Below are 20,927 nucleotides of genomic sequence, written 5' to 3'. Positions count from 1 at the left end.
CAGTCCCCCGCTCCGCTTGGCTTGCCGACGGATTGCTTCGTCATCTAAATGCGCGCGAGCGTTTTCGGTTCCGTTCGGGCTGCTTTCGGACATTCAGGCTGATTTGCGTTTCGCGGCCGTTCCCGGACCTTTGCTCGGAGCCTTGCCGCCTTCTTGCGCCAGGCTCTTGCGCAGAACATCGGCGAGATTGACGACGTTCGTCCTCGGCTCGGGTGCCGGCTTGGGCGGTTTCTTGCCCTTGCGCTTGGCTTCGATCATCGCAACCAGCGCCTGTTCATAAGTATCTTCGAACTTCGACGGGTCGAATTTGGCCGGCTTCTTGTCGATCAGCAATTGCGCGATTTCCTGCATCTCCGGATCGACCTTGCGATCCTTCAGCCCTTCGAACACCGCGTCCGCCGCGACCACTTCATTGTGGTTGCGTAATTCAGTCATCACCATGCCCTTGCCCAGCGGCTGGATCAGCACCTCTCGGCCACGCTGGTACAGTACGACGCAGGAGCGGGCTGCTACCTTTTTCCTGGCCATGGCGTCCCGGATCACCGCGAAAGCCTCCGTGGAGGGCGCGTCGGCCGGAACGAGATAGTAGGGTTTTTCGAGGTAGCGTGCGTCGATTTCGGCGGTGGGCACGAACTCGCCGATCTCGAGCGTATGCTGCGATACCATCTTCAGTTTCTTGATTTCGTCCGGCTCAATGCGGATGAACTCGCCCTTTTCGACCTCGTAGCCCTTTACCTGCTCGGCCGCCTCGACCGTGTCGCCGGTCTCCTCGTCTATATAGGCGCTCTTGACCGGAAGACCGTCCTTGCGGTTCAGGATCCTGAAATGCACTTTCTCGGCCTCGCTGACGGCGCCGATGATCTTGACGCCACAGGAAACAGATCCGACTTTCATAAAGCCCTTCCAGGCAGCTCGTGGCGTCGCCATGTCGATCACTCAGTCGATCACTCATTTGCCGAACGGACGGAACGGCTGCGAGCGGAAATCGTTCCGCCGTGGCAGGCTATTCCATAGGCCCGCCCGGACGAGAACGTTCGTTTCATTTTCGTCAGGGGAATAGCGCAATGGCCAAACGCAGCGCAGGGTTGCTGATCTTTCGCCGAAGCGAAGGACATTTCCAGGTCTTGCTGGTGCATCCGGGCGGCCCATTCTGGGCGAAGAAGGACGACGGCGCATGGTCGATCCCGAAGGGCTTGATCGACGAGAACGAGGACGAGCTAGCGGCGGCAAAACGCGAGGCCGAAGAGGAACTCGGCGTCGCCATCGATGGAGGTTTCGAACACCTTGGCAGCTACCGGCAGCCGGGCGGCAAGCTCGTCATCGCATGGTGCGTCGAGGCGGATTTCGACAGCGACGCCATCAGCAGCAACACCTTCGTCATGGAATGGCCGCCAAGGTCCGGCTCGATGAAGGAATTCGCCGAAGTCGACAGAGCGGGCTGGTTCTCCCTGCCTGAAGCCAACCATAAGATCCTGAAAGGCCAGCGCGCCATGTTGGCGGACTTTGCCAGTCGGCATGGCGACGGATGAATTTGTTTCAGCCCAGTTCTTAAGGGCAGTGCTTGGGCTTCCTCACCGCTCTGCTTTAAGCGCGTTGCGGCCGCAGCGTGCGCAACGTGATCGAATAGCGGTGCTCGGCAACCGGCGGGATGCTGTGCTCCCATTCACTGCGCGCGGCGCCCGTCATCAGATAGGCCGATCTTGGCTCGACGGTGACCGTCTTGCGGTTCCATCGCGTGCCGTTTTTCCGGCGCAGGCGAAAGCTGCACGCGGCCAGCAGGGAAACGCCGGCGACCGCCTCGAAGTGAGGCTTGTCGCGGTGCCAGCCGATACCGGCGCCCGGCCGGTACTCGTTGATCAGCACCTGCACGAAGGTCTCGGCGGGCAGGCGGGCAAAGGCTGCAACCTTTTCCCTGAGCGGCAGCAGAAAGCCGGGTATCGGCGGTGCCTCGACGACTGCGCGCCGGTCGTAGTCGTAGCGCAGCCCGAAGCCGACTATCCGCCGGTTTGCCAGATGGCCATGAAAGTCGAAAGCCTGAAATGGCTGGCTTGCGAGCTGGCTTGCCAACGCTGCTTCTTCGTCCGGCGTGATCAGTTCGGGCCGGTAGCGGAATCCTTCCGGCAGGTCGGCGGCGGCGGCAAAGAGATCGCCCTGGCGGGCTGCAGCCGATGTCTTGGGCGATGGCATCAACCGTATTTGGTGAAGCCAGCCCGTAGCGGCAAGGCTGCTTCGGCAGCAAGGAACCTCGCTCTCCGTGCAGGGTTATTCCCACGACGGCATGGAATTGAGCACTGCCGAGCATTGGACCTGTCGAGGATGCCTTCAACTGCGATCAGAAACATCGATTACCAGCCGGCGACGAGGGTACTCTCCGTATGGTTCGTCCCGAGCGGAAGCCGCTATGATTACGAGGACGTGCCGCCGCAAGTCCACGCCGCGTTCCGCAAAGCCTCGGCGAAGGGCCGGTTCTTCAACGAGCATATTCGCGACCGGTACAAATACCATCTGGTCGAGCAGAGCCATTCGAGCTGAGCCTTCAGCCGCTTCTCAACCACGATCTCGGCTTTCCGCCATGCCTCGCCGCGCGGTGGCAACGAGCGGACTTCGCAGTTGGCGAGCGACCTGATATTGACCATGGTCCTACCCGAAACATCGAAAGCCTGGAATGTCCGCCGAAGCCGAAAAAACCGAGCAGCTCCAGCAATTGCTCGACAACCTCGACCTGGCGGGCGCCCTGGACAGTGACAGTTATAAAAGGTTCCTCGACCAGCTGCCGATTGCGATCGCAATTTCCGATTTGGGCGGCGATGAACGTGTTGTTTACGTCAATTCCGAGTTCCAGAAACTGTCAGGCGTTTCCGTCGCAGAGCTGGAGCGCCGCAACTGGGCTGCGCTGAGCGGACAAGGCTTGGGCGAATACAAGGACCGGCCGCTGGCCCGGGCCATCGTCGAGGATATCGATCGCGCGGGGACTTTCAGGATGCAACGTGCCGGCACAGAGCCGGTCATGGTCGACGTTTATTCGAACCTGATCGAGGACGAGCGCGGGCGACGGTCCTTTCGACTGGTCGCCCTTGTCGATGTCACCGCGCACAAGGCAAGCGACAGCGAGGCCTTCGAACAACGCATCCGTGAAAAGGACATGCTGCTGCGCGAATTGCAGCATCGGATGAAAAACAATCTCCAGATGATCACGGCTCTCATCAGGTTGGAGGCCCGCAGCGCGGCGTCACCCGATCAGAAACGCTTCGAGCGTCTCGCCGGCCGCGTCGATGCACTCGCAATTCTTTATCAGGCGCTGTCGGCCGACGAACAGAAGGCCGAAGTTGACCTCGGCGTCTATCTCAGCCAGATCGCTTCCGCAGTGATGACGTCGCACGCCGTGCAAGGCATCCGGCTGGATATGAAGGTCGACACCTATCCCGTGTCCATCAACGTGGCGATGCCAACCGGCCTGGTGGTCAACGAGCTTTTGACGAACGCGCTGAAACACGCCTTTCTGGGTCGCGAAGGCGGGACAATCACGCTGCGCAGTGTTGTCGACGGCGACGGCTTTCGCATCGTTGTCGCCGATGACGGCATCGGCCTGCCCGAAGGCGAGACCTGGCCGAAACCCGGCAAGCTCGGAGCGTTGATCGCGCAATCGCTGACCGAGAACGCCAAAGCCCGGTTCGAGGTGGACTCGACCCCCGGCAAAGGAACGCGAGTGACCATCGTCTTCAACAGATCGGCCGCGCTCGCTTCGTAGCCGCACGAGCAGGGCTGCCGCAAGCGGGGTCATTCGAGGCCATCCGCATCAGCCGGGCCCCTCCATTACCTTGCGCGTGTGGCGGGCGATGACACCTTCTTCGTCGGTCGCCACGACGCGGACTTCGACCTTGCTCTCCGCCTGGCTCATCAGCGCGGCATGGGAGCTGTTGGCTGCCTCGTCGATCGCCACGCCGAGCCAGCCAAGCCTGTCGCAAATCGCTTTGCGGGCCGGAGCCGAGTGCTCGCCGATGCCGCCGGTGAACACCAGGCATTCGAACCCGCCCAGCGTGTTGGCGAGGGCGGCAATCTCCCTGGCGGCGCGGAAGGCGAAAAGCTCCACCGCTTCGCGCGCCCGGCGGTCGTCGCTGGCTTCCAGCGTGCGCATGTCGCCGGAAATGCCGGACACGCCGAGCAGGCCGGATTCCTCGTAGAGCATGTCTTGCAGCGCCTCTCCCGAAATCCCTCTTTCCAATAGCAGGTACAAAAGCACGCCCGGATCGATGGCGCCGCAGCGTGTGCCCATGACCAGGCCGTCAAGCGCCGAAAAGCCCATCGTCGTATCGACGCTTCGCCCGTCGCGCATGGCGCACAGGCTCGCCCCGTTGCCGAGATGGGCGACGATGGTTCTTTTCGCCGCCAGATCGGGCGATATCTGCTTGAGCCGGCCGGCGACATATTCGTAGGAAAGCCCGTGAAAGCCGTAGCGGTGGATGCCGTCTGCCTCATAGTGGCGCGGCAGCGCGAAACGGCTGACCAGAGGCTCGATGGTCCGATGGAAGGCCGTGTCGAAGCATCCGACCTGCGGCAGGTCGGGTCGCAACGCGGCAAGCGCCCGGATCGGCGCGAGGCTGCGCGGCTGGTGCAGTGGCGCAAGCGGCGTCAGCCTGTCGAGAGCCTCGATAATTGTCGGCATCAGGCGGACAGGTTCGACGAACTCGCGTCCGCCATGGACGATGCGATGTCCGGCGGCGATCAGTTTCCTTCCGCCAAGTTCGTTCTCGATCCATTGCAGCATCTGGCCGATGCCCATGTCGCGTGATGCGTCTGCGGCAAGTGGCCGATCGCACTGCAGCTCCCCATCGGCGGCTTTCGCGGTCAGCCTTGGCGCATCGCCCAGATCCAGTGAACCGCGCGAGGCAAGATCCAGCTCGGCGGACGCTGCAAGATCGTAAAGTCGGAACTTGATGCTCGACGAGCCGGCATTCAACGCAAGGATCGATCGTCGCATCAATCGCCGGCCCTCGTCGCGCTGTCCTGTGGCCAGGACCATTTCTGGATCTCGGGCATGTCCTCGCCATGTTCGCGGACATAGGCCGTGTGCTCAGCCAATTTCCCATGCAGCGCCGCGGCAAGATCCTTCGCCCGCTCGGCCAGCCCCGGCACGCGCGCGATCGCGGCGAGCGCCAGATGATAGCGGTCGAGCTGGTTGAGCACCACCATATCGAACGGCGTCGTCGTCGTGCCTTCCTCGCGAAAGCCATGCACATGCATGTTGTCGTGGTTGGCGCGCCGGTAGGTCAGGCGGTGAATGAGATAGGGGTAGCCGTGATAGGCGAAGATGACCGGCTTGGCTTTGGTGAACAGCGCGTCGAATCTGTCGTCGGCAAAGCCATGCGGATGCTCGGAATTCGACTGCAAAATCATCAGGTCGACGACATTGACGACGCGGATCTGCAGGTCCGGAATGCCTGAGCGCAGGATGTCGGCTGCGGCAAGCGTCTCCAGCGTCGGCACGTCGCCGGCGCAAGCGAGAACCACATCCGGATCTTCGCCCTTGGCAACCGTCCCGGCCCATTCCCAGATGCCGGCACCGGCCTTGCAGTGCGCTTCCGCGTCTTCGGCGGACAGCCATTGCGGCGCCGGCTGCTTGCCGGCGACGATGACGTTGATGCGGTTGAAGGTTTTCAGGCAATGGTCGGTGATCCACAGCAGCGTGTTGGCGTCGGGCGGGAAATAGAGCCTGACCGTGTCGGCCTTCTTGTTGGCGACGAAATCGGCAAAGCCCGGGTCCTGATGGCTGAAACCATTGTGATCCTGCCGCCAGACATGCGAGGTCAGCAGGTAGTTGAGCGAGGCGACCGGCTTGCGCCAGGCAAGTTCGCCGGAGGTCTTCAGCCATTTGGCGTGCTGGTTGACCATGGAATCGACAATGTGGACGAACGCCTCGTAGCACGAGAACAGGCCATGGCGGCCGGTCAGCAGATAGCCCTCCAGCCAGCCTTGGCAAAGATGTTCACTGAGCACTTCCATGACGCGGCCGTCACGGGAAAGATGGACGTCGTAGGGCTCGATCCGCTCCATCCAGACGCGGTCCGTAACCTCGAACACGTCGTCGAGGCGGTTGGAGGATGTCTCGTCCGGTCCCATCAGCCGGAAATTCCTGGCCTCGGCGTTCAAGCGGACCACGTCGCGAAGATAGCTTCCGACCGTGCGCGTCGCCTCTCCCACAGTGCCGCCCGGACGCGGTACGTCGAGCGCCAGGCCTTTCCAGTCGGGAAGCACGAGGTCCTGTTTCAGCAGGCCGCCATTGGCGTAGGGGATTGCGCCCATGCGTCGTGACCCCGTAGGTGCCAGCGCCGCGAGCTCCGCCAGGAGATGGCCGCCTTTATCGAACAGTTTTTCCGGCTCGTAACTGCGCATCCAGTCTTCGAGGATCTGGCGGTGCGCCGCATCGCCGCGTGCGTTCGATACCGGTACCTGGTGCGAACGCCAGAAATCCTCGACCTTCTTACCGTCGACCTCTTTCGGCCCAGTCCAGCCCTTTGGGCTGCGCAGCACGATCATCGGCCACAGCGGCCGCTCTCCCTTCCAGCCCGCGGCTCGTGCAGGCTCCTGGATGGAGTGGATCCGGTCGAGCACGGTATCGAGCGTGCGGGCCATCTCCCGATGCATCGCAGCAGGTTCATGACCTTCGACGAAGAAGGTTTCGTAGCCATAGCCGAGGAACAGGCTGCGCAACGCCTCGTCTTCCATGCGGCCGAGGATCGTCGGGCTGGCGATCTTGTAGCCATTGAGATGCAGGATCGGCAGGACGGCGCCGTCGGATGCCGGGTTCAGGAACTTGTTGGAATGCCAGGCCGCGGCGAGCGGACCGGTCTCGGCTTCGCCGTCGCCGACGACGCAGGCGACCACAAGGTTCGGATTGTCGAAGGCGGCGCCGAAGGCATGGACCAGTGCATAACCGAGCTCTCCGCCTTCGTGGATCGAGCCGGGCGTCTCCGGAGCCGCGTGGCTCGGCACTCCGCCGGGAAACGAGAACTGCCGGAACAGCTTTCGCAAGCCGTCTTCGTCCTTGCCGACCTCGGGATAGATCTCGCTGTAGGTCCCCTCGAGCCAGGTGTTCGCGACCATTGCCGGGCCGCCGTGACCCGGACCGCAGATGAACAGAACATCGAGACCACGTTCACGGATGATCCGGTTCAGATGCACATAGATGAAATTGAGGCCGGGTGTCGTGCCCCAATGGCCGAGCAGCCGCGGCTTGATGTGCTCGGGCAGCAAAGGCTCGCGCAAGAGCGGATTGTCGAGCAGATAGATCTGGCCAACCGAAATGTAGTTCGCGGCGCGCCAGTAGCGGTCCATCACATCGATCTGGTCAAGGCCGGTTGTTTGCGCAGTGGTGCGGGCCTCGTCGTTCATAGAAATGCCTCCGGAATACCCTCGTCCGTCGTTATCTGGGGTGGCGTCGCGCCGGAGAAAGGATTTGCCTCGAAATAAGTTTGGGCGGCCGCCAGCGCCGCTTGCCGATCCTGCAACCTGGCGAGCCCGACAAAAGCGGGTCGGTCTTTGGGGAACCTCGGGGCTTGCCAACGGTTAGGAAGGTGCACCGCATTGTATGAATCCAGGCGGACTGCCGAGGCCCTGGGACATGGACCGGCCAAAGTGCCGTTTGAGCAGCTTGGGCGATTGTGGCGGAGGCCCATAGGAGGAGCAGAAAAATGCTCGATCTCTCCCATGCCCGCAACCAAATGGTCGACATTCACTTAAGCCGCCGTGGCATTCGCGACCGCAATGTCCTTCAGGCGATGCGCGAGGTGCCGCGCGAGGCTTTCGTCGAGCCTGGTTTTGAAGAATTTGCCTATGAGGACGGGCCGCTGCCGATCGCCGAAGGTCAGACGATATCGCAGCCCTACATCGTTGCGTTGATGATCGAAATGGCGGAGATCGGAGCCGGTGACCACGTCCTCGAGGTTGGCACCGGCTCGGGCTATGCGGCTGCCGTAATGAGCCGGATCGTCGAACGCGTCTACACGATCGAGCGCCACGCCGCGTTGGCTGAAACGGCAAGGCAGCGGTTTAAAAAGCTTGGCTACGACAATATCGAAGTCCGCACCGGCGACGGCACCAAGGGCTGGCCCGAGGCGGCACCCTTCGATGCGATCCTGGTTGCGGCCGCCGGGCCCGGCGCACCGCTCGCCCTGCAAGAACAGCTCGACGTCGCCGGCCGGCTTATCATCCCGGTCGGCGACGAATTCGACTCGCAGCGCCTGCTCAAAGTCACCCGGACTGGCGCAGCAACTTACACCGAGGAGGATTTCGGCGGCGTGCGGTTTGTTCCACTGATCGGCGAGCAAGGCTGGGGCGAGCCAGGCAGCGACAGCCAAATAGCGGCCGATCTTCCGCACCGGCATCAGCGCAGAAGCAGCCTGCCGCAGATGATAGCGACCGCCGCCGAACCGCTTCCGGATTTCGACGATCCCGCCTTCGGTGCGCTGTTCGACCGGTTTGCCGACCGCCGCGTCGTCTTGCTCGGCGAAGCCAGCCACGGCACGTCGGAGTTCTACCGCGCGCGCGCCGCGATCACTCGCAGGCTGATCGAGAAGCATGGCTTCACCATCGTCGCGGTCGAGGCCGACTGGCCCGATGCCGCGGCGATCGACCGCTACGTCCGTCACCGGCCACCGCGGCCGGGCGCCGATCCGCCGTTCCAGCGCTTTCCCACCTGGATGTGGCGCAACACCGACGTCGCGGCGTTCGTCGACTGGATGCGAGAGCATAATGAGCGGATCAGGATATCCTCCCGGCGGGCCGGGTTCTATGGCCTCGACATCTACAATATGGGCGGGTCGATCGCGGCGGTCTTGCAATATCTCGACCGGATCGATCCGCAGGCGGCAAGGATCGCACGCGAGCGCTATGGCTGCCTGACGCCGTGGCAGAACGACCCGGCCACCTATGGCCGTGTCGCACTCACCTCCGGCTACCAGAAATGCGAGAAGGCCGTGCTCGAGCAATGCCGGGAACTGCTTTCCAGAGAGCTCGACTATGCGCAGCAGGACGGCATCGATTTCCTCGACGCCACCCAAAACGCCCGCCTGGTCGCCTCCGCCGAACGCTATTACCGCACCATGTATTACGGCGGCGCGCAGTCCTGGAACCTGCGCGACACCCACATGTTCGAAACACTGGAGCACCTGCTGCAGGCCCGCGGCCCGGCCGCCAAGGCGGTGGTGTGGGCACATAATTCCCATATCGGCGATGCCCGCTATACCGAGATGGGGATCGTCAGAGACGAAGTGAACATCGGCCAGCTCTGCCGCCAGCGTTTTGGCGACGAGGTTGCCTTGATTGGGCTCAGCACGCATTCCGGGACGGTGGCCGCCGCCACCGACTGGGACGGCGACATGGAAGTGAAACCGGTTCGTCCTTCCCACAACGACAGCTATGAGCGGCTTTGCCATGACAGCGGCGTCTCGCCTTTCCTGCTCGATTTCGAGCGCGACGACACGCTGCGCCAACGGCTTCTGGAGCGCCGGCTGGAACGCTTTATCGGCGTTATCTACCGGCCGGAGACCGAGTTGCACAGCCACTATGCGGATGCCTCGCTCGCCCGCCAGTTCGATGCTTTCGTCTGGTTCGATGAAACCAGTGCCGTGACGCCGCTTGGGCCGGAACATGCGGGGACAGGCCTTCCCGAGACCTATCCTTTCGGGCTGTAGCGAATTTGGACCCTGGGGGAAGCGGAAAATCGAAAGAAGGACGTCACCAATGGCCGGAAAGAAGACTCATGAGCAGCAATTGCGCATCATCGAAGAGCGCGAGAACACGAAAAACGCTGGCAAGGATTTCGACGCGGAAGCGGATTTGAAAAAGACCAGGCAAGAGCGCGAGGCGTTCCGGCGCGGTGCCGAGCTCAGATCGGACCCCAAGGACATTGCCGATCCCGACGACCGCAACATCATCCGCGGCGAGCACCAGGAAAGCGCCCACAACAAGCATCGCGCCGACCGCTGAAACGGCGGGATCGCTTAACGTTAAGACAGTATGGCGCCGGTTCCCGTTCCCCGATCTGACGGATGCAGCGTTCGTGGCCGCAAATTGGCGGACGAGGGCGCCGTCTTGATCCCCTCGGCGCTATTCAGCAAAAAATGTCGCGGCGACAGCAATTGAGACGAGGCTCAGCATCGCCAGGCCTGCCCTGGCGACATGCGAAGTCTCCCAGACGTTGCGCAAATCTCTCCAGTCGCCGGTCTGCTTTCGAGAAAACATTGAAAAAAACGTCGCGGCTGATTGCGGCATGGCAACGTCTTGCACCCAGAAATTATTGACGGGATGCGTGACCAACCAATAGGTCGCATGTTCCGCCAGCAGGAAGACAAGCGCCGCAAGGTCCACCAGAATCGAGCGCTTGGATAAGGCGTCAGGTAGAGCAGGATGGCGAGTGCAATGATGCCGCCGATCTCGGCAAACCCGCCGATCGTGAAGCCGGGATAGTAGATCGCCTGCACTGATTTGTAGGTAGCCTCCTTGAGGCGCAACTTGCCCGGCAACTCCAAAGCGTGCGCAAGCGACAGCGCCATCGTGACAGCGACCAGAAGAAGGCGGCGATCATCAATACGCGCATGTTCCTGCTCCCTGACCACAGCGTGGTTGGTGATCCGGTAAAGGCGACGCCACCCGACTTCCCTGCAGGCCGGTTCGGTCATTCCCCGATCTGGCTGGTCGACCGTTCGTGGAGTGTGGCGCCGGTCTGCGCGTCGACCGCGACCATGCTGACCTCGTAGCCCCAGAGCTTGCGGATATGGCGCAGCGTGGCGTCACGGCTGCCGCCTTCCAGCACGATGCCGTCCTTGACCTTGTGCTGCAGGCGCAGATGCCGGTCGCCGAGCAGGTCCACGTCCACCACCTGGATGTCCGGCCGGCTGGCGCCGATGTCGTAGCTGTGGGCGAGAGCGGCGCGGACGCTCTCGTAGCCGCGCTCATTGTGTATCGAGGCGACTTCGTAATGCGGGTCGTTGGCGGCATCGGCAAGGACAAAGAACCGCCATTTCCGTATCAGGGTAGGGCTCAGATACTGGCGGATGAAGGACTCGTCGCGATGGTTGGCCCAGGCGTCCAGCAAGGTCTGGCGCCAGTCGCCATTGCCGGCGATATCGGGAAACCAGTCGCGGTCCTCAGCCGTCGGCGCGGTCGAGATGCGCTGGATGTCCTGCATCATGTCGAGACCCAGCGCGTAAGGATTGATACCGGAAAAGCGCGGATCGTCGAACCCTGGCTGGAAGATCACGTTCGAATGGTTGCGCAGGATTTCCAGCATGGCACCTTCGCCGATCAGGCCGCGGTCGAACAAAAGGTTCATCAGCGTGTAATGCACGAAGGTGGCGCAGCCCTCGTTCATCACCTGCGTTTGCCGCTGGGGATAGAAATACTGCGCGATCACGCGGACGATCCGGATGACCTCACGCTGCCACGGTTCCAGGATCAGGCTGTTCTTCTCCAGGAAATAAAGCAGGTTCTCCTCGGGCAGCTTGAGCGATTTCTTGCGCTCCGTCATGGTATCCGTTTCGCGGACCTTGGTGCCGTCCTTGGAAGGCGGCAGCGTGCGCCACAGATCGTTGTAGGAACGTTCCTCGTATTCCAGGCGCTCGCGAATCCCCTCGCGCTGCTTTTCCGACGACAGCTTCGGCGGCCGGTGATATCTGAACACGCCCTGTTCCATCAGCGCATGTGCGGCATCGAGGATCTCTTCCACCGCATCGACGCCGTGCCGCTCTTCGCAGCGGGCAATATAGCCCTTGGCAAAGTCGAGATAGCTGAGGATGGCGCCGGCGTCCGTCCACTGCCGGAAAAGATAATTGTTCTTGAAGAAATGGTTATGGCCGAGCGCCGCGTGCGCCGTCACCAGCGCCTGCAGGGCCATGGTGTTTTCCTCCATCAGATAGACGATGCAGGGATTGGAATTGATGACGAGTTCGTAGGCCAGCCCTCGCCCACCTTTGCGGTAGAGCAATTCCTGGTAGAGGTAGTGCTTGCCGAACGACCAATGCCGGTACATCAGCGGCATGCCGACAGAGGAATAGGCGTCGAGCATCTGTTCGGACGAGATGATCTCCATCTGCACCGGATAGACGTCGAGGTGGAGCTCTTCGGTGGCGACCGCCTCGATGGTCTCGTAGGCGCGCGACAGCGTCCTGAAATCCCAGTCGGAACCGGAAAACAGCAACCCGGATTTGCTCGCCATCAGCCCCCTCTTTCACCGCTCTTTTGATAACCCGGCTGTCTGGCGAAGAGTTGGCGGAAAACCGGGTAGATGTCGGCCGCCGTGGCGATGCGGCTCATCTGGAAGTTCGACCATCTCAGCTTGACCGCACTGTAGGCACGCCACAGCGACGTGCCGTTGTCGGTAGCGCCGAAGATGTGGCTCTCACGCTCGTCGAGGATCTCGACATAGGCAAAATACTGGCAAAGCCGCATGATCTGTTCGTCGAGAAGGGCGATGCAGCGCTCGGAATCGGTGACGAAATTGTCGCCGTCCGAGGCCTGGGCGACATAGATGTTCCATTCGCGGCTGGGATAGCGTTGCTCGACGATGCGGTGCATCTCCTCGAGCGCCGTGGAAACCACCGTGCCGCCGCTCTGGGTGTTGTAGAAGAAGGTTTCCTCGTCCACCTCCTGCGCCTCGTGCGTGTGGCGGATGAAGACGACCTCGGTCCGGTCATAGCGCCGCTTCAGGAACAGGTGCAGCAGCACGAAGAAGCGCTTGGCCAGATCCTTCTCGCGTTCGCCCATCGAACCGGACACGTCCATCAGGCAGAACATCACCGCATTGGCGTTCGGCACCGGCTGGGCGTCGAAGCGGTTGAAGCGGATATCGACCGGATCGACAAAGGCGATCCGCTTGCGGCGGCGCTCCAGCCGCTCAAGCTCTTCCTGCAGCGCCACGATGCGCTGCCGCATCTCGGCGTTTTGCGGCTTGGCCTCCAGCGTCGCGATCTCCTGCGCGACAGCGTCGACCGCCTCCTGCTTGGGACGCCTGAGCGCTATGCGGCGGCCATGGCTGTTGCGCATCGTGCGTCCGACATTGATGTTGGTCGGCGAGCCGGTCGCGGCGAAGCCGGCCCGGCGCGGCTTGAAGGCGAGGATCTCCTTGAGGTTGAGCTTGACCATATCAGGCAGTTCGAGGTCTTCGAAGAAGAGGTCGAGCACCTCTTCGCGCGACAGCACGAAACGGAAATCGTCCTCCGATTCGGTTCTCCCCGGGGCGGATCCCATGCCGCCGCCCTGGCCCGGCTTGGGCAGCCGGTCGCCTGGGGCAAAATGCTTGTTGCCGGGCAGGACGTGCTGGCGGCTGCCGCTGTTCCGGGCATCGTTGAAGCTCGGCTCGCCGGTGCCTCGCGCCGGCATCGAAACGGCATGCTCGGCGTCCACGTCGGCGATCTTGCCGGTGCGGATCTGATCGCGGATGGTGCGCTTCAACTCTTCGCGCGCCCGCCGCAGGAAACGCTGCCGGTTGCCGAGGCTTTTGTCCTTCGGGTTCAGTCGGCGATCGATGAAGATCGGCATATGTTACCCCGGGCTGGCTTCAACCCGCCTTGTTCACCCGCATGTACCAGTCCACCAGCCGGCGGACCTGGCGCTCGGTGTAACCGCGCTGGATCATCCGCTGCACGAATTCGGTATGCCGCTTCTCCGTCACGCTGTCCTGCTTGGAGCCGAAGCTGATCACCGGCAGCAGATCTTCGACCTGCCCGAACATCCGCTTCTCGATGACTTCGCGCAGCTTTTCATAGCTTGTCCATGACGGGTTACGGCCGTGGTTTCTGGCCCGCGCGCGCAGCGTGAACTTCACCACTTCGTTGCGGAAGTCCTTGGGATTGGCGATGCCGGCCGGCTTTTCGACCTGCGACAGTTCGTTGTCCAAAACCTCGCGATTGAGGATCTGGCCGGTATCGGTATCCTTGAAGTCCTGATCCTCGATCCAGGCATCGGCATAGGCGATGTAGCGGTCGAACAGGTTCTGGCCGTATTCGCTGTAGGATTCCAGATAGGCCTTCTGGATCTCGTGGCCGATGAACTCGGCATAACGGGTGGCGAGCTCCGACTTTATGAAATCGAGATAGTCCGCCTCGGTTTCCTTCGGGAACTGCTCGCGCTTGATCGCCTCTTCCAGGATGTACATCAGATGCACCGGATCGGCGGCGACCTCTTCGGTGTCGTAGTTGAAGGTCTGCGACAGGATTTTGAAGGCAAAGCGGGTGCTGACGCCGGTCATGCCTTCATCGACACCGGCCGCGTTTCGGTACTCCTGGACCGACTTCGCCTTGGGATCGGTTTCCTTGAGGTTCTCGCCGTCATAGACGCGCATCTTGGTGTAGAGCGGCGAATTGTCGTGTTCGGCCAGGCGGGTCGAAACGGTGAACCGGCTGAGGATATCGAGCACTTCCGGAGCGCAGGGGCTGGAGGCCAATTCGCTTTCGCGCAACAGCTTCTCGTAGATCTGCCGCTCTTCGGTGACGCGCAGGCAATACGGCACCTTGACCACCAGGATGCGGTCGAGGAACGCCTCGTTGTTCTTGTTGTTCTTGAACTGCAGCCATTCCGATTCGTTGGAATGGGCAACGATGATGCCCTGATAGGGGAAAGCGCCGAAATTCTCGGTGCCGTTGTAGCTGCCTTCCTGGGTCGCGGTCAGCAGCGGATGCAGCACCTTGATCGGCGCCTTGAACATCTCGACGAATTCGAGCAGTCCTTGCGTCGTCCGGTTCAGGCCGCCGCTATAGGAATAGGCGTCCGGATCGGACTGGCTGAAGTTTTCCAGCTGCCTGATGTCGACCTTGCCGACCAGGGCCGAAACGTCCTGGTTGTTCTCGTCGCCCGGCTCGGTCTTGGCGATGCCGATCTGGCGAAGCCTGGACGGCATCAGCTTGACGACGCTGAATTTGGAGATGTCGCCGGACAATTCGTCGAGGCGCTTGGCCGCCCAGGGCGAGATCAGGCCGTTCAGCCGCCGCCGGGCGATGCCGTATTTGTCCTCCAAAAGGTCGCCCATGCGGTCGGGGTCGAACAGCCCGAGCGGCGATTCGAAGACCGGGCTGACCTGGCCGCCGACCTTCAGCGTATAGATCGGACGCTGCTCCATCAGCCTTTTCAACTGCTCCGCAAGCGAGGACTTGCCGCCGCCGACCGGGCCGAGGAGATAGAGGATCTGCTTGCGTTCCTCGAGTCCTTGCGAGGCATAGCGGAAATAACCGGCGATACGTTCGATCGTATCCTCCATGCCGTAAAAATCGGCGAAGGTCGGATAGATCTTGATCGTCCGGTTCGAAAAAATACGGCCGAGCCGCTCGTCCTTGCTGGTATCGACAAAGGTCGGCTCGCCGATCGCCTCGACCATCCGCTCGGGCGCCGAGGCGTACATCGACTTGTCCTCGCGGCAGGCAAGCAGATATTGCTGGAGGCTTATCTCCTCCTGCGCCGCATTCTTGTAAACCTCGGAAAACAGATCGAAGACGTCGGATTGATTCTCACGCATGGTATTCCTAGCCCCGGAGCCGGTGTGGCTGCACGTTTGTCTCTTGAACAACCAAATGTCGGAAAGCCCTTGTGGTTCCCTTCACTTTGCAGAGAGTGCCTGTGACCGAATGATAAGACTCTAGATAAGAGCATCCTGCATGCCGACAAGGCGTGGAACGTCCTGCTCGAGGCACAAAATCCTGAATCACGCCACGCGGTGCGGGCGACCTCCGACAAGACGGAGGAACGGTTCTGGTCCTTCCCGGTTGTGAGGGAAAGGAGACGGTTCGATGTTTGAGACTAGTTTGTGGTTGCTCGTTGTTGCAGGCGGTCCACTGCTGCTGGCAATCCTGATCGCCTACGCCCTGCTCACCCAGCGCCGTCGCGGCCCGGCGGAGCGCAGGGAAAGCGAGCGCGCGACCGAGCGCCTGTACCAGGAAAAGAAGGACTGACCGACGGGATCGCAGCTCAGCTGCGGGCAACCGCCAGCCCGGCCACTTTTTCGGCGCGCAGCAGCATGCCGAACAGGTCACGCGGCTCATCGGGATCGGCCAGAAGGTCTAGTTCCTCGTAAAGGCCGGTCCGCTGAAGCTGATCGCGGACGTAGCGTAGCGCGGAAAAATCCTCGATCGCAAAGCCGACGGAATCAAACAGCGTGATCTGTCCGGCGTCCGTCCGGCCTGCTGCCTTTCCTGTCATCACCTGCCACAATTCGGTGATCGGATGGTCCGCATCGAGCTGCTGGCTCTCGCCTTCGATGCGCGTCTGCGGCGGATATTCGACGAAAATATCCGAGCGCAGCAGAATGTCGCGATGCAGCTCGGTCTTGCCCGGGCAGTCGCCGCCGACCGCGTTGATGTGCACGCCGGACCCGACCATGTTGTCGGTCAGGATTGTTGCCGATCGCTTGTCGGCGGTTACCGTGGTGATGATCTGTGCACCTTCAACGGCCTCCTGCGCCGACGCGCAGAGCTTGATGTCGAAACCCATGCCGGCAAGGTTCTTCATGCATTTGGTCGAGGCCGCCGGGTCGATATCGTAGAGGCGCAGCCTGTCGACGCCAAGCAGCGCCTTGAACGCAATAGCCTGAAATTCCGATTGCGCGCCGTTGCCGATGATCGCCATGCATCTGGCGGCCCCGGGAGCGAGGTATTTCGCCGCGACCGCCGAGCTGGCCGCCGTTCGCAGGGCAGTCAGGATGGTCATTTCCGAAAGCAGCATCGGATAGCCGTTGCCGACATCGGCAAGCACGCCGAAAGCGGTCACGGTCTGGCGGCCGTCACGCGTGTTCTTCGGATGCCCGTTGACGTATTTGAAGCCGTAAAGCTGCCCGTCGCTGGTCGGCATCAGCTCGATGACGCCGTCAATGCTGTGCGAGGCGACGCGCGGCGTCTTGTCGAACAGCTCCCAACGCCTGAAATCCTCTTCGATATAGGCGGCAAGCTCGACCAGGAAGCGCTCGATGCCGATGGCAAGCACCAGCTTCATCATGCGGTCGACGCTGACGAACGGAACGATGTTCAAATTGACGGTCATGGCTCAGAACCCCCTCGTCGGGCGATCCATGATCCGCCGGCCCATCAGGCTTGCGGTCAGGTCGACCAAAAGCGTGGCGGTGCGGCCGCGCTCGTCGAGAAAGGGATTGAGTTCGACCAGGTCGAGACTGGTGACGAGCCCGCTGTCATGCAGCATTTCCATCGCCAGATGCGCCTCGCGGAAGGTGGCGCCGCCGGGAACGGTGGTGCCCACCGCCGGCGCGATCGACGGGTCGAGAAAATCGACATCGAGGCTGACATGGAGCATGCCGTTGGCGGCGCTCACCCGTTCGAGAAAGGCGCGAAGCAGTTGCGCGATGCCGTGCTCGTCGATCGAACGCATGTCGTGGACCGTCACGCCGGCTCTGCGCAACGCATCCCGTTCCGCCAGGTCCACGCTGCGGATTCCCAGCGCGCATATGCGAGCCGGGTCCACCTGCGCCGCGAGGCGGGGGAAATAGCCCTCGAAGCCGGGCTGCCCGCTGGCATAGGCCAGCGGCACGCCATGCAGATTGCCGCTGGTCGTCGTGTCGAGCGTATGAAAATCGGGGTGGGCGTCGAGCCACAGCACGAAGAGCGGCCGGCCGGCATTCGCTGCCCGGCGGGCAATGCCGGCGAGCGTGCCGGCCGAAATGCTGTGGTCGCCGCCGAGAAAGATCGGCATTGCGTCGGCGCTCGCAGCATAGGCGGTTTCGCTGATCGCTGCCGTCCAGGCGGCGATTTCCGGCAGCGCCTTCACCACCGCGTTGCCGTGTACGACAGGGCGCATGTCGGCAGGGACAATCGTTCCGAGGTCGGTCAGCGTATGGCCAAGCTCGGTCAGCGCGCCGGCCAGACCGGCCGTGCGCAGCGCGCTCGGCCCCATCTCGCAGCCCATCCGGCCAGAGCCGGCCTGGATCGGTGCTCCCACGATCACGCAGTGCATTCTCGTACCCCACCAAATTACGATGCCTTTAGTGAACCCCGCATCGCTGGCAGAATGAACATATCAAATTGGCAAATTTGTCGAAGTGCCTTACCATAGTGGCAGCATCTACTTCCGTTGTGAGCAATCATGGACCGGCTCGACGAGCAGATCATCACCTCTTTGCGGCATGACGCCCGGCGCAGCATTTCCGACCTTGCCGTTAGCCTGGGTGTCTCCCGGGCAACGGTAAGGTCCCGGATCGAGCGACTTGAAAGAGGAGGCGGCATCGTCGGCTACACCGTCATTCTACGCGCCGACGCGGTCGATCAGCGGGTGCGTGGCATCATGATGATCGAAATCGAAGGCCATGCCGCAGATCGCGTCATCCGGGCGCTGGGCGGCTTCTCCGAGGTCTCGACGATCCACACCACCAATGGCCGTTGGGATCTGGTGATAGAACTCGGAACCCAGACGCTGAGCGAGTTCGATGCGGTGCTGAGACGTATCCGCCTGATCCCCGGAATTACCGGCAGCGAAACAAGCCTGCTCCTGGCAACGCCGCGCACCACCAAAGCGCGGCTGTGACCTTCGCCCGTGACCTGTAGCGGTAACGAAGCTACGGAACCTTCAATTGCTGCCGCGGTTAGAGCAATTCCAGGAAAAGCGTGGAACGATTTTCCGTTCGGAATTGCGTCAAAACAAAAAGATTGAGCGGTTCGGCGTTTCCGCGAAACCGTTCCAAGCCCACACAGGCCTTCTTCGAGGGAGAACAAGCATGGCTCACGCCCAGCAAGAACTCGTCGAATTCGTTATCAGCAAAGCCTTCAATCCGGTCATGCGGGCCAAACCCGACGGAAAATCCGATGCCGAGCGCAAGATGCTCGAACATGTTCAGCAGGCCACGAAGACCGAGATCGAGCGCTATCGCCGTTACGGCTCGGCTGAGGAGGTCGCGACCAATTTCAAGCGCGACCTGAATTCCGACGCTGCCAAAAAGTTGCACGCCCAGCTGCGACGCCTGCATCTGCCGACGATCGAGGACATTCGCGACGACTTCGAGGACAAGGCCCGCGCGTTAGGCGTCAAGGCCTCGCCGTAGATCCGCGACCGGTCGTCCTCGGTGACGTCCGTCCGGTTGTCATCACAATCCGTCCTTGGTCGGAGGCCACCCTGACCGAACCGTCTCGGGGATGTTGTCCGACGTCAGCTCGCCCCGATTGAGCTTTTCAATCGCTTCACCGGCTTCGCTCTCGTCGAGACCGGAAAGCGGCAACCCGCCGACCACGACGGCTTCGTCGCTCTCGCTGTCATAGACCTCCCAGAGGCCTTCCGGATCCTGTCGTTTGTCGTAGGGCATGGCCACTCCTCCAGGCAACGCCGCTATTGTACGGCCGCTACCCATTTCAGGGCCTGAGCCTTTTCGTCTTCCGGGAACACCCGCGCCTCGAGTTGCGGAAACAGCGCGTCCGTCATTTCCGTGGCTGCCTTGATCCACTGCTTGTCGGAAATCACGGCGGCACGTTTGAAGCGGTGGAGCTCGCGGAGTTTGCTCAGCCCATACTGCAGGTCGCGCCGTAAGGCGCCAGCCGTCATGTCTTCGAAATCGGTAAGGTCAGTCAGGACGCCGATGTCCTTGTGGTCGCTCAGTTTCGCTTCGATGGCCGGGATTGGCTGGCTGCCTGAAACAAACTCGGGCCATTCGCGGATGTTCCCTGCCAAAAGCGTGTTTCACTTCGACCTAAAATGACGATCGGCTGGCTTCCTGACCGGTCCTCGGATCGCCTGCGTGACGACGGTATAACGCGTGATTTGGCCCTCCACGGGGTCCTCTCCGTGGAAGTGGATTTCTGCATTCAGCGGCATCTGCGCGGTGTTGCCGAATTGCTTGACCGCGCACGCATGCACGAGCTGTACGTCGGGGTCACGCGTCATGGCCTCCATTGACGCAAGCTCTGCCGTGCTGCTGCCGCCGATCCGCCAGCTGGCTTCCAGCACACCCGATCGCCAGATGCCCGAGGAATCGACACCTTGGCCGATGTCGTAGTTGCGCCTCGAGGCGAAAAATCCGGGATGGCCAAGCATCGCCGCGTCGTAGGTCCTCGCCTGCGCCACAGCCAAAGTCAGCGCCGGAGACAGCTGCAGCCTGTCGAGCGCTTCCCATCCGCCGCGCACGACGACCAGATCGGATCCGCCGTAAACGGGCTGTCCGGCATTGTCGGCGGTCATCCGCTGCACGCCGTAATAGCTGACCGATGTTCCGTCGATCGCGGTTCTGCCAATGCTCAGCGTGACAATGTCGCGAAGCTCCGTTTCGAGAACAAGCCCGTATTCGCTTAGGTCGGAGGATGGATATCGTTCCAGCAGCCTTTCGATATCGGCGACCGTCGCGGCGGTGTGCTGGTCGCGGCCCCGCGAAGCGCGCGGTGGCTTGAACCGGACCAGCCCGAGCTGCAGCAGACGTTCCGCTGCGCGCAGCGCGTCATCGCGTGAAAATGCGGTGTAGCCTGGCAGTACGGCCGCGCCGACGGCGCTGCCGAAGCCGGTTGGCCAATCTTTTGGCCGTGCCGCCGACCCGTCCACCAGCTCGTGGGTTATGGCCTTGGTGGTTGCGAGGCGCCAGGGCACCACACCGCCGAAGAGGTCGTCGGGCCCGTTGATGCCCAGTTGGACCGCATCGGCGGCAAGCAGGCTGTCGTCCGGCACGAAATACAGCCCGCCGTTGTCACCGCCCCAGTCACGCAGGCCCTGGCGGAAGGAAAATCCCTTCAACGCCGCAATCGTGCGCGCGACGGCAGCGACGGTCTCCCATTCGTGGGCATAGATGGTCTCGCCGCCCGGCGCGGAGAACGCGACCACAACACCTTTTGCTCCGCCCGATTGTGTGCCGCTTAGCCCGGTCATGTCGCGCCGCCCTTCGTCCATTGCCGGGCCCATTGCCGTTATTCCGCGGCGATGCGTCCGAACCGAAAAACCCGCTTCCTCGGCGAATGTTCCGGGCAACG

The 20,927-nt window shown here is 62.0% G+C and carries 21 protein-coding genes; 8 read left to right on the top strand and 13 right to left on the bottom strand.

The window, feature by feature from the left end; translation table 11 throughout:
- Positions 1–93: 93 nt before the first annotated feature.
- The gene (ku, locus tag NKJ93_RS26175) at positions 94–927 is read right to left on the bottom strand and encodes a non-homologous end joining protein Ku (protein ID WP_352481441.1); all 834 of its coding nucleotides are present in this window, start codon (positions 925–927) and stop codon (positions 94–96) included.
- Positions 928–1,064: 137 nt separating this feature from the next.
- On the opposite strand from ku, the gene NKJ93_RS26170 reads away from it, so the two are divergent.
- Complete coding sequence (locus tag NKJ93_RS26170; protein ID WP_023720514.1) at positions 1,065–1,529, top strand: NUDIX hydrolase; 465 nt, start codon at positions 1,065–1,067, stop codon at positions 1,527–1,529.
- A gap of 55 nt (positions 1,530–1,584) precedes the next feature.
- Here NKJ93_RS26170 and NKJ93_RS26165 read toward each other — a convergent pair whose 3' ends face one another.
- Complete coding sequence (locus NKJ93_RS26165) at positions 1,585–2,187, bottom strand: alpha-ketoglutarate-dependent dioxygenase AlkB (protein WP_352495085.1); 603 nt, start codon at positions 2,185–2,187, stop codon at positions 1,585–1,587.
- A 129-nt stretch (positions 2,188–2,316) separates the two neighbouring features.
- Here NKJ93_RS26165 and NKJ93_RS26160 point away from each other — a divergent pair, with 129 nt between their 5' ends.
- Both NKJ93_RS26160 and NKJ93_RS26155 read left to right on the top strand, forming a co-directional pair.
- Positions 2,317–2,532 carry a KTSC domain-containing protein gene (locus tag NKJ93_RS26160; protein ID WP_023720512.1) on the top strand — a complete coding sequence of 72 codons (216 nt, stop codon included), beginning with the start codon at positions 2,317–2,319 and terminating at the stop codon, positions 2,530–2,532.
- A gap of 133 nt (positions 2,533–2,665) precedes the next feature.
- Entirely contained in the window at positions 2,666–3,748 is a 1,083-nt protein-coding gene (locus NKJ93_RS26155) for a sensor histidine kinase (protein ID WP_023720511.1), read from the top strand.
- Positions 3,749–3,796: 48 nt separating this feature from the next.
- On the opposite strand, the gene NKJ93_RS26150 is transcribed toward NKJ93_RS26155, so the two are convergent.
- Positions 3,797–4,978, bottom strand: a complete 1,182-nt coding sequence (locus NKJ93_RS26150) for an acetate/propionate family kinase (protein WP_023720510.1) — start codon at positions 4,976–4,978, stop codon at positions 3,797–3,799.
- Entirely contained in the window at positions 4,978–7,389 is a 2,412-nt protein-coding gene (locus NKJ93_RS26145) for a phosphoketolase family protein (RefSeq protein ID WP_352495084.1), read from the bottom strand. The genes NKJ93_RS26150 and NKJ93_RS26145 overlap by 1 nt, the downstream gene beginning before the upstream one ends.
- Positions 7,390–7,688: 299 nt before the next feature.
- Here NKJ93_RS26145 and NKJ93_RS26140 point away from each other — a divergent pair, with 299 nt between their 5' ends.
- Entirely contained in the window at positions 7,689–9,689 is a 2,001-nt protein-coding gene (locus NKJ93_RS26140) for a protein-L-isoaspartate(D-aspartate) O-methyltransferase (protein ID WP_352481446.1), read from the top strand.
- 49 nt (positions 9,690–9,738) lie between these two features.
- Positions 9,739–9,984: a hypothetical protein gene (locus NKJ93_RS26135; RefSeq protein ID WP_023720508.1), complete on the top strand. Its 246-nt coding sequence runs from the start codon at positions 9,739–9,741 to the stop codon at positions 9,982–9,984.
- A gap of 164 nt (positions 9,985–10,148) precedes the next feature.
- Here NKJ93_RS26135 and NKJ93_RS26130 read toward each other — a convergent pair whose 3' ends face one another.
- The 4 genes from NKJ93_RS26130 to NKJ93_RS26115 are packed head-to-tail and all read right to left on the bottom strand — an operon-like array spanning position 10,149 to position 15,502.
- On the bottom strand, positions 10,149–10,676 hold the full coding sequence (locus tag NKJ93_RS26130; RefSeq protein ID WP_352591964.1) for a hypothetical protein: 528 nt from the start codon (positions 10,674–10,676) through the stop codon (positions 10,149–10,151).
- Positions 10,673–12,211 carry a SpoVR family protein gene (locus tag NKJ93_RS26125; RefSeq protein WP_023720506.1) on the bottom strand — a complete coding sequence of 513 codons (1,539 nt, stop codon included), beginning with the start codon at positions 12,209–12,211 and terminating at the stop codon, positions 10,673–10,675. The genes NKJ93_RS26130 and NKJ93_RS26125 overlap by 4 nt, the downstream gene beginning before the upstream one ends.
- A complete protein-coding gene (locus NKJ93_RS26120; protein ID WP_023720505.1) occupies positions 12,211–13,533 on the bottom strand; it encodes a YeaH/YhbH family protein in 1,323 nt (440 codons plus the stop codon). The genes NKJ93_RS26125 and NKJ93_RS26120 overlap by 1 nt, the downstream gene beginning before the upstream one ends.
- 19 nt (positions 13,534–13,552) lie before the next feature.
- Positions 13,553–15,502, bottom strand: coding sequence for a PrkA family serine protein kinase (locus NKJ93_RS26115; RefSeq protein ID WP_023720504.1), 1,950 nt, complete (start codon positions 15,500–15,502; stop codon positions 13,553–13,555).
- 271 nt (positions 15,503–15,773) lie between these two features.
- Between NKJ93_RS26115 and NKJ93_RS26110 the strand changes: the two genes are divergently transcribed.
- Positions 15,774–15,935 (top strand): hypothetical protein, encoded by a 162-nt coding sequence (locus tag NKJ93_RS26110; protein WP_023720503.1) that lies wholly within the window; start codon positions 15,774–15,776, stop codon positions 15,933–15,935.
- Positions 15,936–15,951: 16 nt separating this feature from the next.
- On the opposite strand, the gene ocd is transcribed toward NKJ93_RS26110, so the two are convergent.
- Together ocd and rocF are read right to left on the bottom strand one after the other, a co-directional pair.
- Positions 15,952–17,019, bottom strand: a complete 1,068-nt coding sequence (gene ocd / locus NKJ93_RS26105; RefSeq protein ID WP_023720502.1) for an ornithine cyclodeaminase — start codon at positions 17,017–17,019, stop codon at positions 15,952–15,954.
- 3 nt (positions 17,020–17,022) lie between these two features.
- Positions 17,023–17,943 carry an arginase gene (rocF, locus tag NKJ93_RS26100; RefSeq protein ID WP_352481448.1) on the bottom strand — a complete coding sequence of 307 codons (921 nt, stop codon included), beginning with the start codon at positions 17,941–17,943 and terminating at the stop codon, positions 17,023–17,025.
- 129 nt (positions 17,944–18,072) lie between these two features.
- On the opposite strand from rocF, the gene NKJ93_RS26095 reads away from it, so the two are divergent.
- Together NKJ93_RS26095 and NKJ93_RS26090 are read left to right on the top strand one after the other, a co-directional pair.
- The gene (locus tag NKJ93_RS26095) at positions 18,073–18,510 is read left to right on the top strand and encodes an Lrp/AsnC family transcriptional regulator (RefSeq protein ID WP_352495082.1); all 438 of its coding nucleotides are present in this window, start codon (positions 18,073–18,075) and stop codon (positions 18,508–18,510) included.
- Between the two features lie 190 nt (positions 18,511–18,700).
- Positions 18,701–19,024: a hypothetical protein gene (locus NKJ93_RS26090; protein WP_352481450.1), complete on the top strand. Its 324-nt coding sequence runs from the start codon at positions 18,701–18,703 to the stop codon at positions 19,022–19,024.
- 42 nt (positions 19,025–19,066) lie between these two features.
- Here NKJ93_RS26090 and NKJ93_RS26085 read toward each other — a convergent pair whose 3' ends face one another.
- The 3 genes from NKJ93_RS26085 to NKJ93_RS26075 are packed head-to-tail and all read right to left on the bottom strand — an operon-like array spanning position 19,067 to position 20,859.
- Complete coding sequence (locus NKJ93_RS26085; RefSeq protein ID WP_352481451.1) at positions 19,067–19,282, bottom strand: hypothetical protein; 216 nt, start codon at positions 19,280–19,282, stop codon at positions 19,067–19,069.
- Between the two features lie 23 nt (positions 19,283–19,305).
- A complete protein-coding gene (locus NKJ93_RS26080) occupies positions 19,306–19,644 on the bottom strand; it encodes a SpoIIAA family protein (protein WP_352481452.1) in 339 nt (112 codons plus the stop codon).
- A gap of 9 nt (positions 19,645–19,653) precedes the next feature.
- Positions 19,654–20,859, bottom strand: a complete 1,206-nt coding sequence (locus NKJ93_RS26075; protein ID WP_352591961.1) for a DUF3182 family protein — start codon at positions 20,857–20,859, stop codon at positions 19,654–19,656.
- Positions 20,860–20,927: the final 68 nt, after the last annotated feature.

It is taken from the genome of Mesorhizobium sp. M0028, from assembly GCF_040323855.1.
In the GTDB taxonomy this organism is placed as follows: domain Bacteria; phylum Pseudomonadota; class Alphaproteobacteria; order Rhizobiales; family Rhizobiaceae; genus Mesorhizobium.
This window is presented reverse-complemented; position numbering and strand designations above follow the sequence as displayed.

What these genes read in the sequence shown, in the direction of transcription:
- NKJ93_RS26130 (WP_352591964.1), bottom strand. Translation starts at nt 10,676, where the DNA reads ATGACCGAACCGGCCTGCAGGGAAGTCGGGTGGCGTCGCCTTTACCGG.
- NKJ93_RS26160 (WP_023720512.1), top strand. Translation starts at nt 2,317, where the DNA reads ATGCCTTCAACTGCGATCAGAAACATCGATTACCAGCCGGCGACGAGG.
- NKJ93_RS26125 (WP_023720506.1), bottom strand. Translation starts at nt 12,211, where the DNA reads ATGGCGAGCAAATCCGGGTTGCTGTTTTCCGGTTCCGACTGGGATTTC.
- NKJ93_RS26165 (WP_352495085.1), bottom strand. Translation starts at nt 2,187, where the DNA reads ATGCCATCGCCCAAGACATCGGCTGCAGCCCGCCAGGGCGATCTCTTT.
- NKJ93_RS26150 (WP_023720510.1), bottom strand. Translation starts at nt 4,978, where the DNA reads ATGCGACGATCGATCCTTGCGTTGAATGCCGGCTCGTCGAGCATCAAG.
- NKJ93_RS26140 (WP_352481446.1), top strand. Translation starts at nt 7,689, where the DNA reads ATGCTCGATCTCTCCCATGCCCGCAACCAAATGGTCGACATTCACTTA.
- ocd (WP_023720502.1), bottom strand. Translation starts at nt 17,019, where the DNA reads ATGACCGTCAATTTGAACATCGTTCCGTTCGTCAGCGTCGACCGCATG.
- NKJ93_RS26135 (WP_023720508.1), top strand. Translation starts at nt 9,739, where the DNA reads ATGGCCGGAAAGAAGACTCATGAGCAGCAATTGCGCATCATCGAAGAG.
- NKJ93_RS26120 (WP_023720505.1), bottom strand. Translation starts at nt 13,533, where the DNA reads ATGCCGATCTTCATCGATCGCCGACTGAACCCGAAGGACAAAAGCCTC.
- NKJ93_RS26115 (WP_023720504.1), bottom strand. Translation starts at nt 15,502, where the DNA reads ATGCGTGAGAATCAATCCGACGTCTTCGATCTGTTTTCCGAGGTTTAC.
- NKJ93_RS26110 (WP_023720503.1), top strand. Translation starts at nt 15,774, where the DNA reads ATGTTTGAGACTAGTTTGTGGTTGCTCGTTGTTGCAGGCGGTCCACTG.
- rocF (WP_352481448.1), bottom strand. Translation starts at nt 17,943, where the DNA reads ATGCACTGCGTGATCGTGGGAGCACCGATCCAGGCCGGCTCTGGCCGG.
- NKJ93_RS26170 (WP_023720514.1), top strand. Translation starts at nt 1,065, where the DNA reads ATGGCCAAACGCAGCGCAGGGTTGCTGATCTTTCGCCGAAGCGAAGGA.
- NKJ93_RS26075 (WP_352591961.1), bottom strand. Translation starts at nt 20,859, where the DNA reads ATGGGCCCGGCAATGGACGAAGGGCGGCGCGACATGACCGGGCTAAGC.
- ku (WP_352481441.1), bottom strand. Translation starts at nt 927, where the DNA reads ATGGCGACGCCACGAGCTGCCTGGAAGGGCTTTATGAAAGTCGGATCT.
- NKJ93_RS26145 (WP_352495084.1), bottom strand. Translation starts at nt 7,389, where the DNA reads ATGAACGACGAGGCCCGCACCACTGCGCAAACAACCGGCCTTGACCAG.
- NKJ93_RS26090 (WP_352481450.1), top strand. Translation starts at nt 18,701, where the DNA reads ATGGCTCACGCCCAGCAAGAACTCGTCGAATTCGTTATCAGCAAAGCC.
- NKJ93_RS26085 (WP_352481451.1), bottom strand. Translation starts at nt 19,282, where the DNA reads ATGCCCTACGACAAACGACAGGATCCGGAAGGCCTCTGGGAGGTCTAT.
- NKJ93_RS26155 (WP_023720511.1), top strand. Translation starts at nt 2,666, where the DNA reads ATGTCCGCCGAAGCCGAAAAAACCGAGCAGCTCCAGCAATTGCTCGAC.
- NKJ93_RS26095 (WP_352495082.1), top strand. Translation starts at nt 18,073, where the DNA reads ATGGACCGGCTCGACGAGCAGATCATCACCTCTTTGCGGCATGACGCC.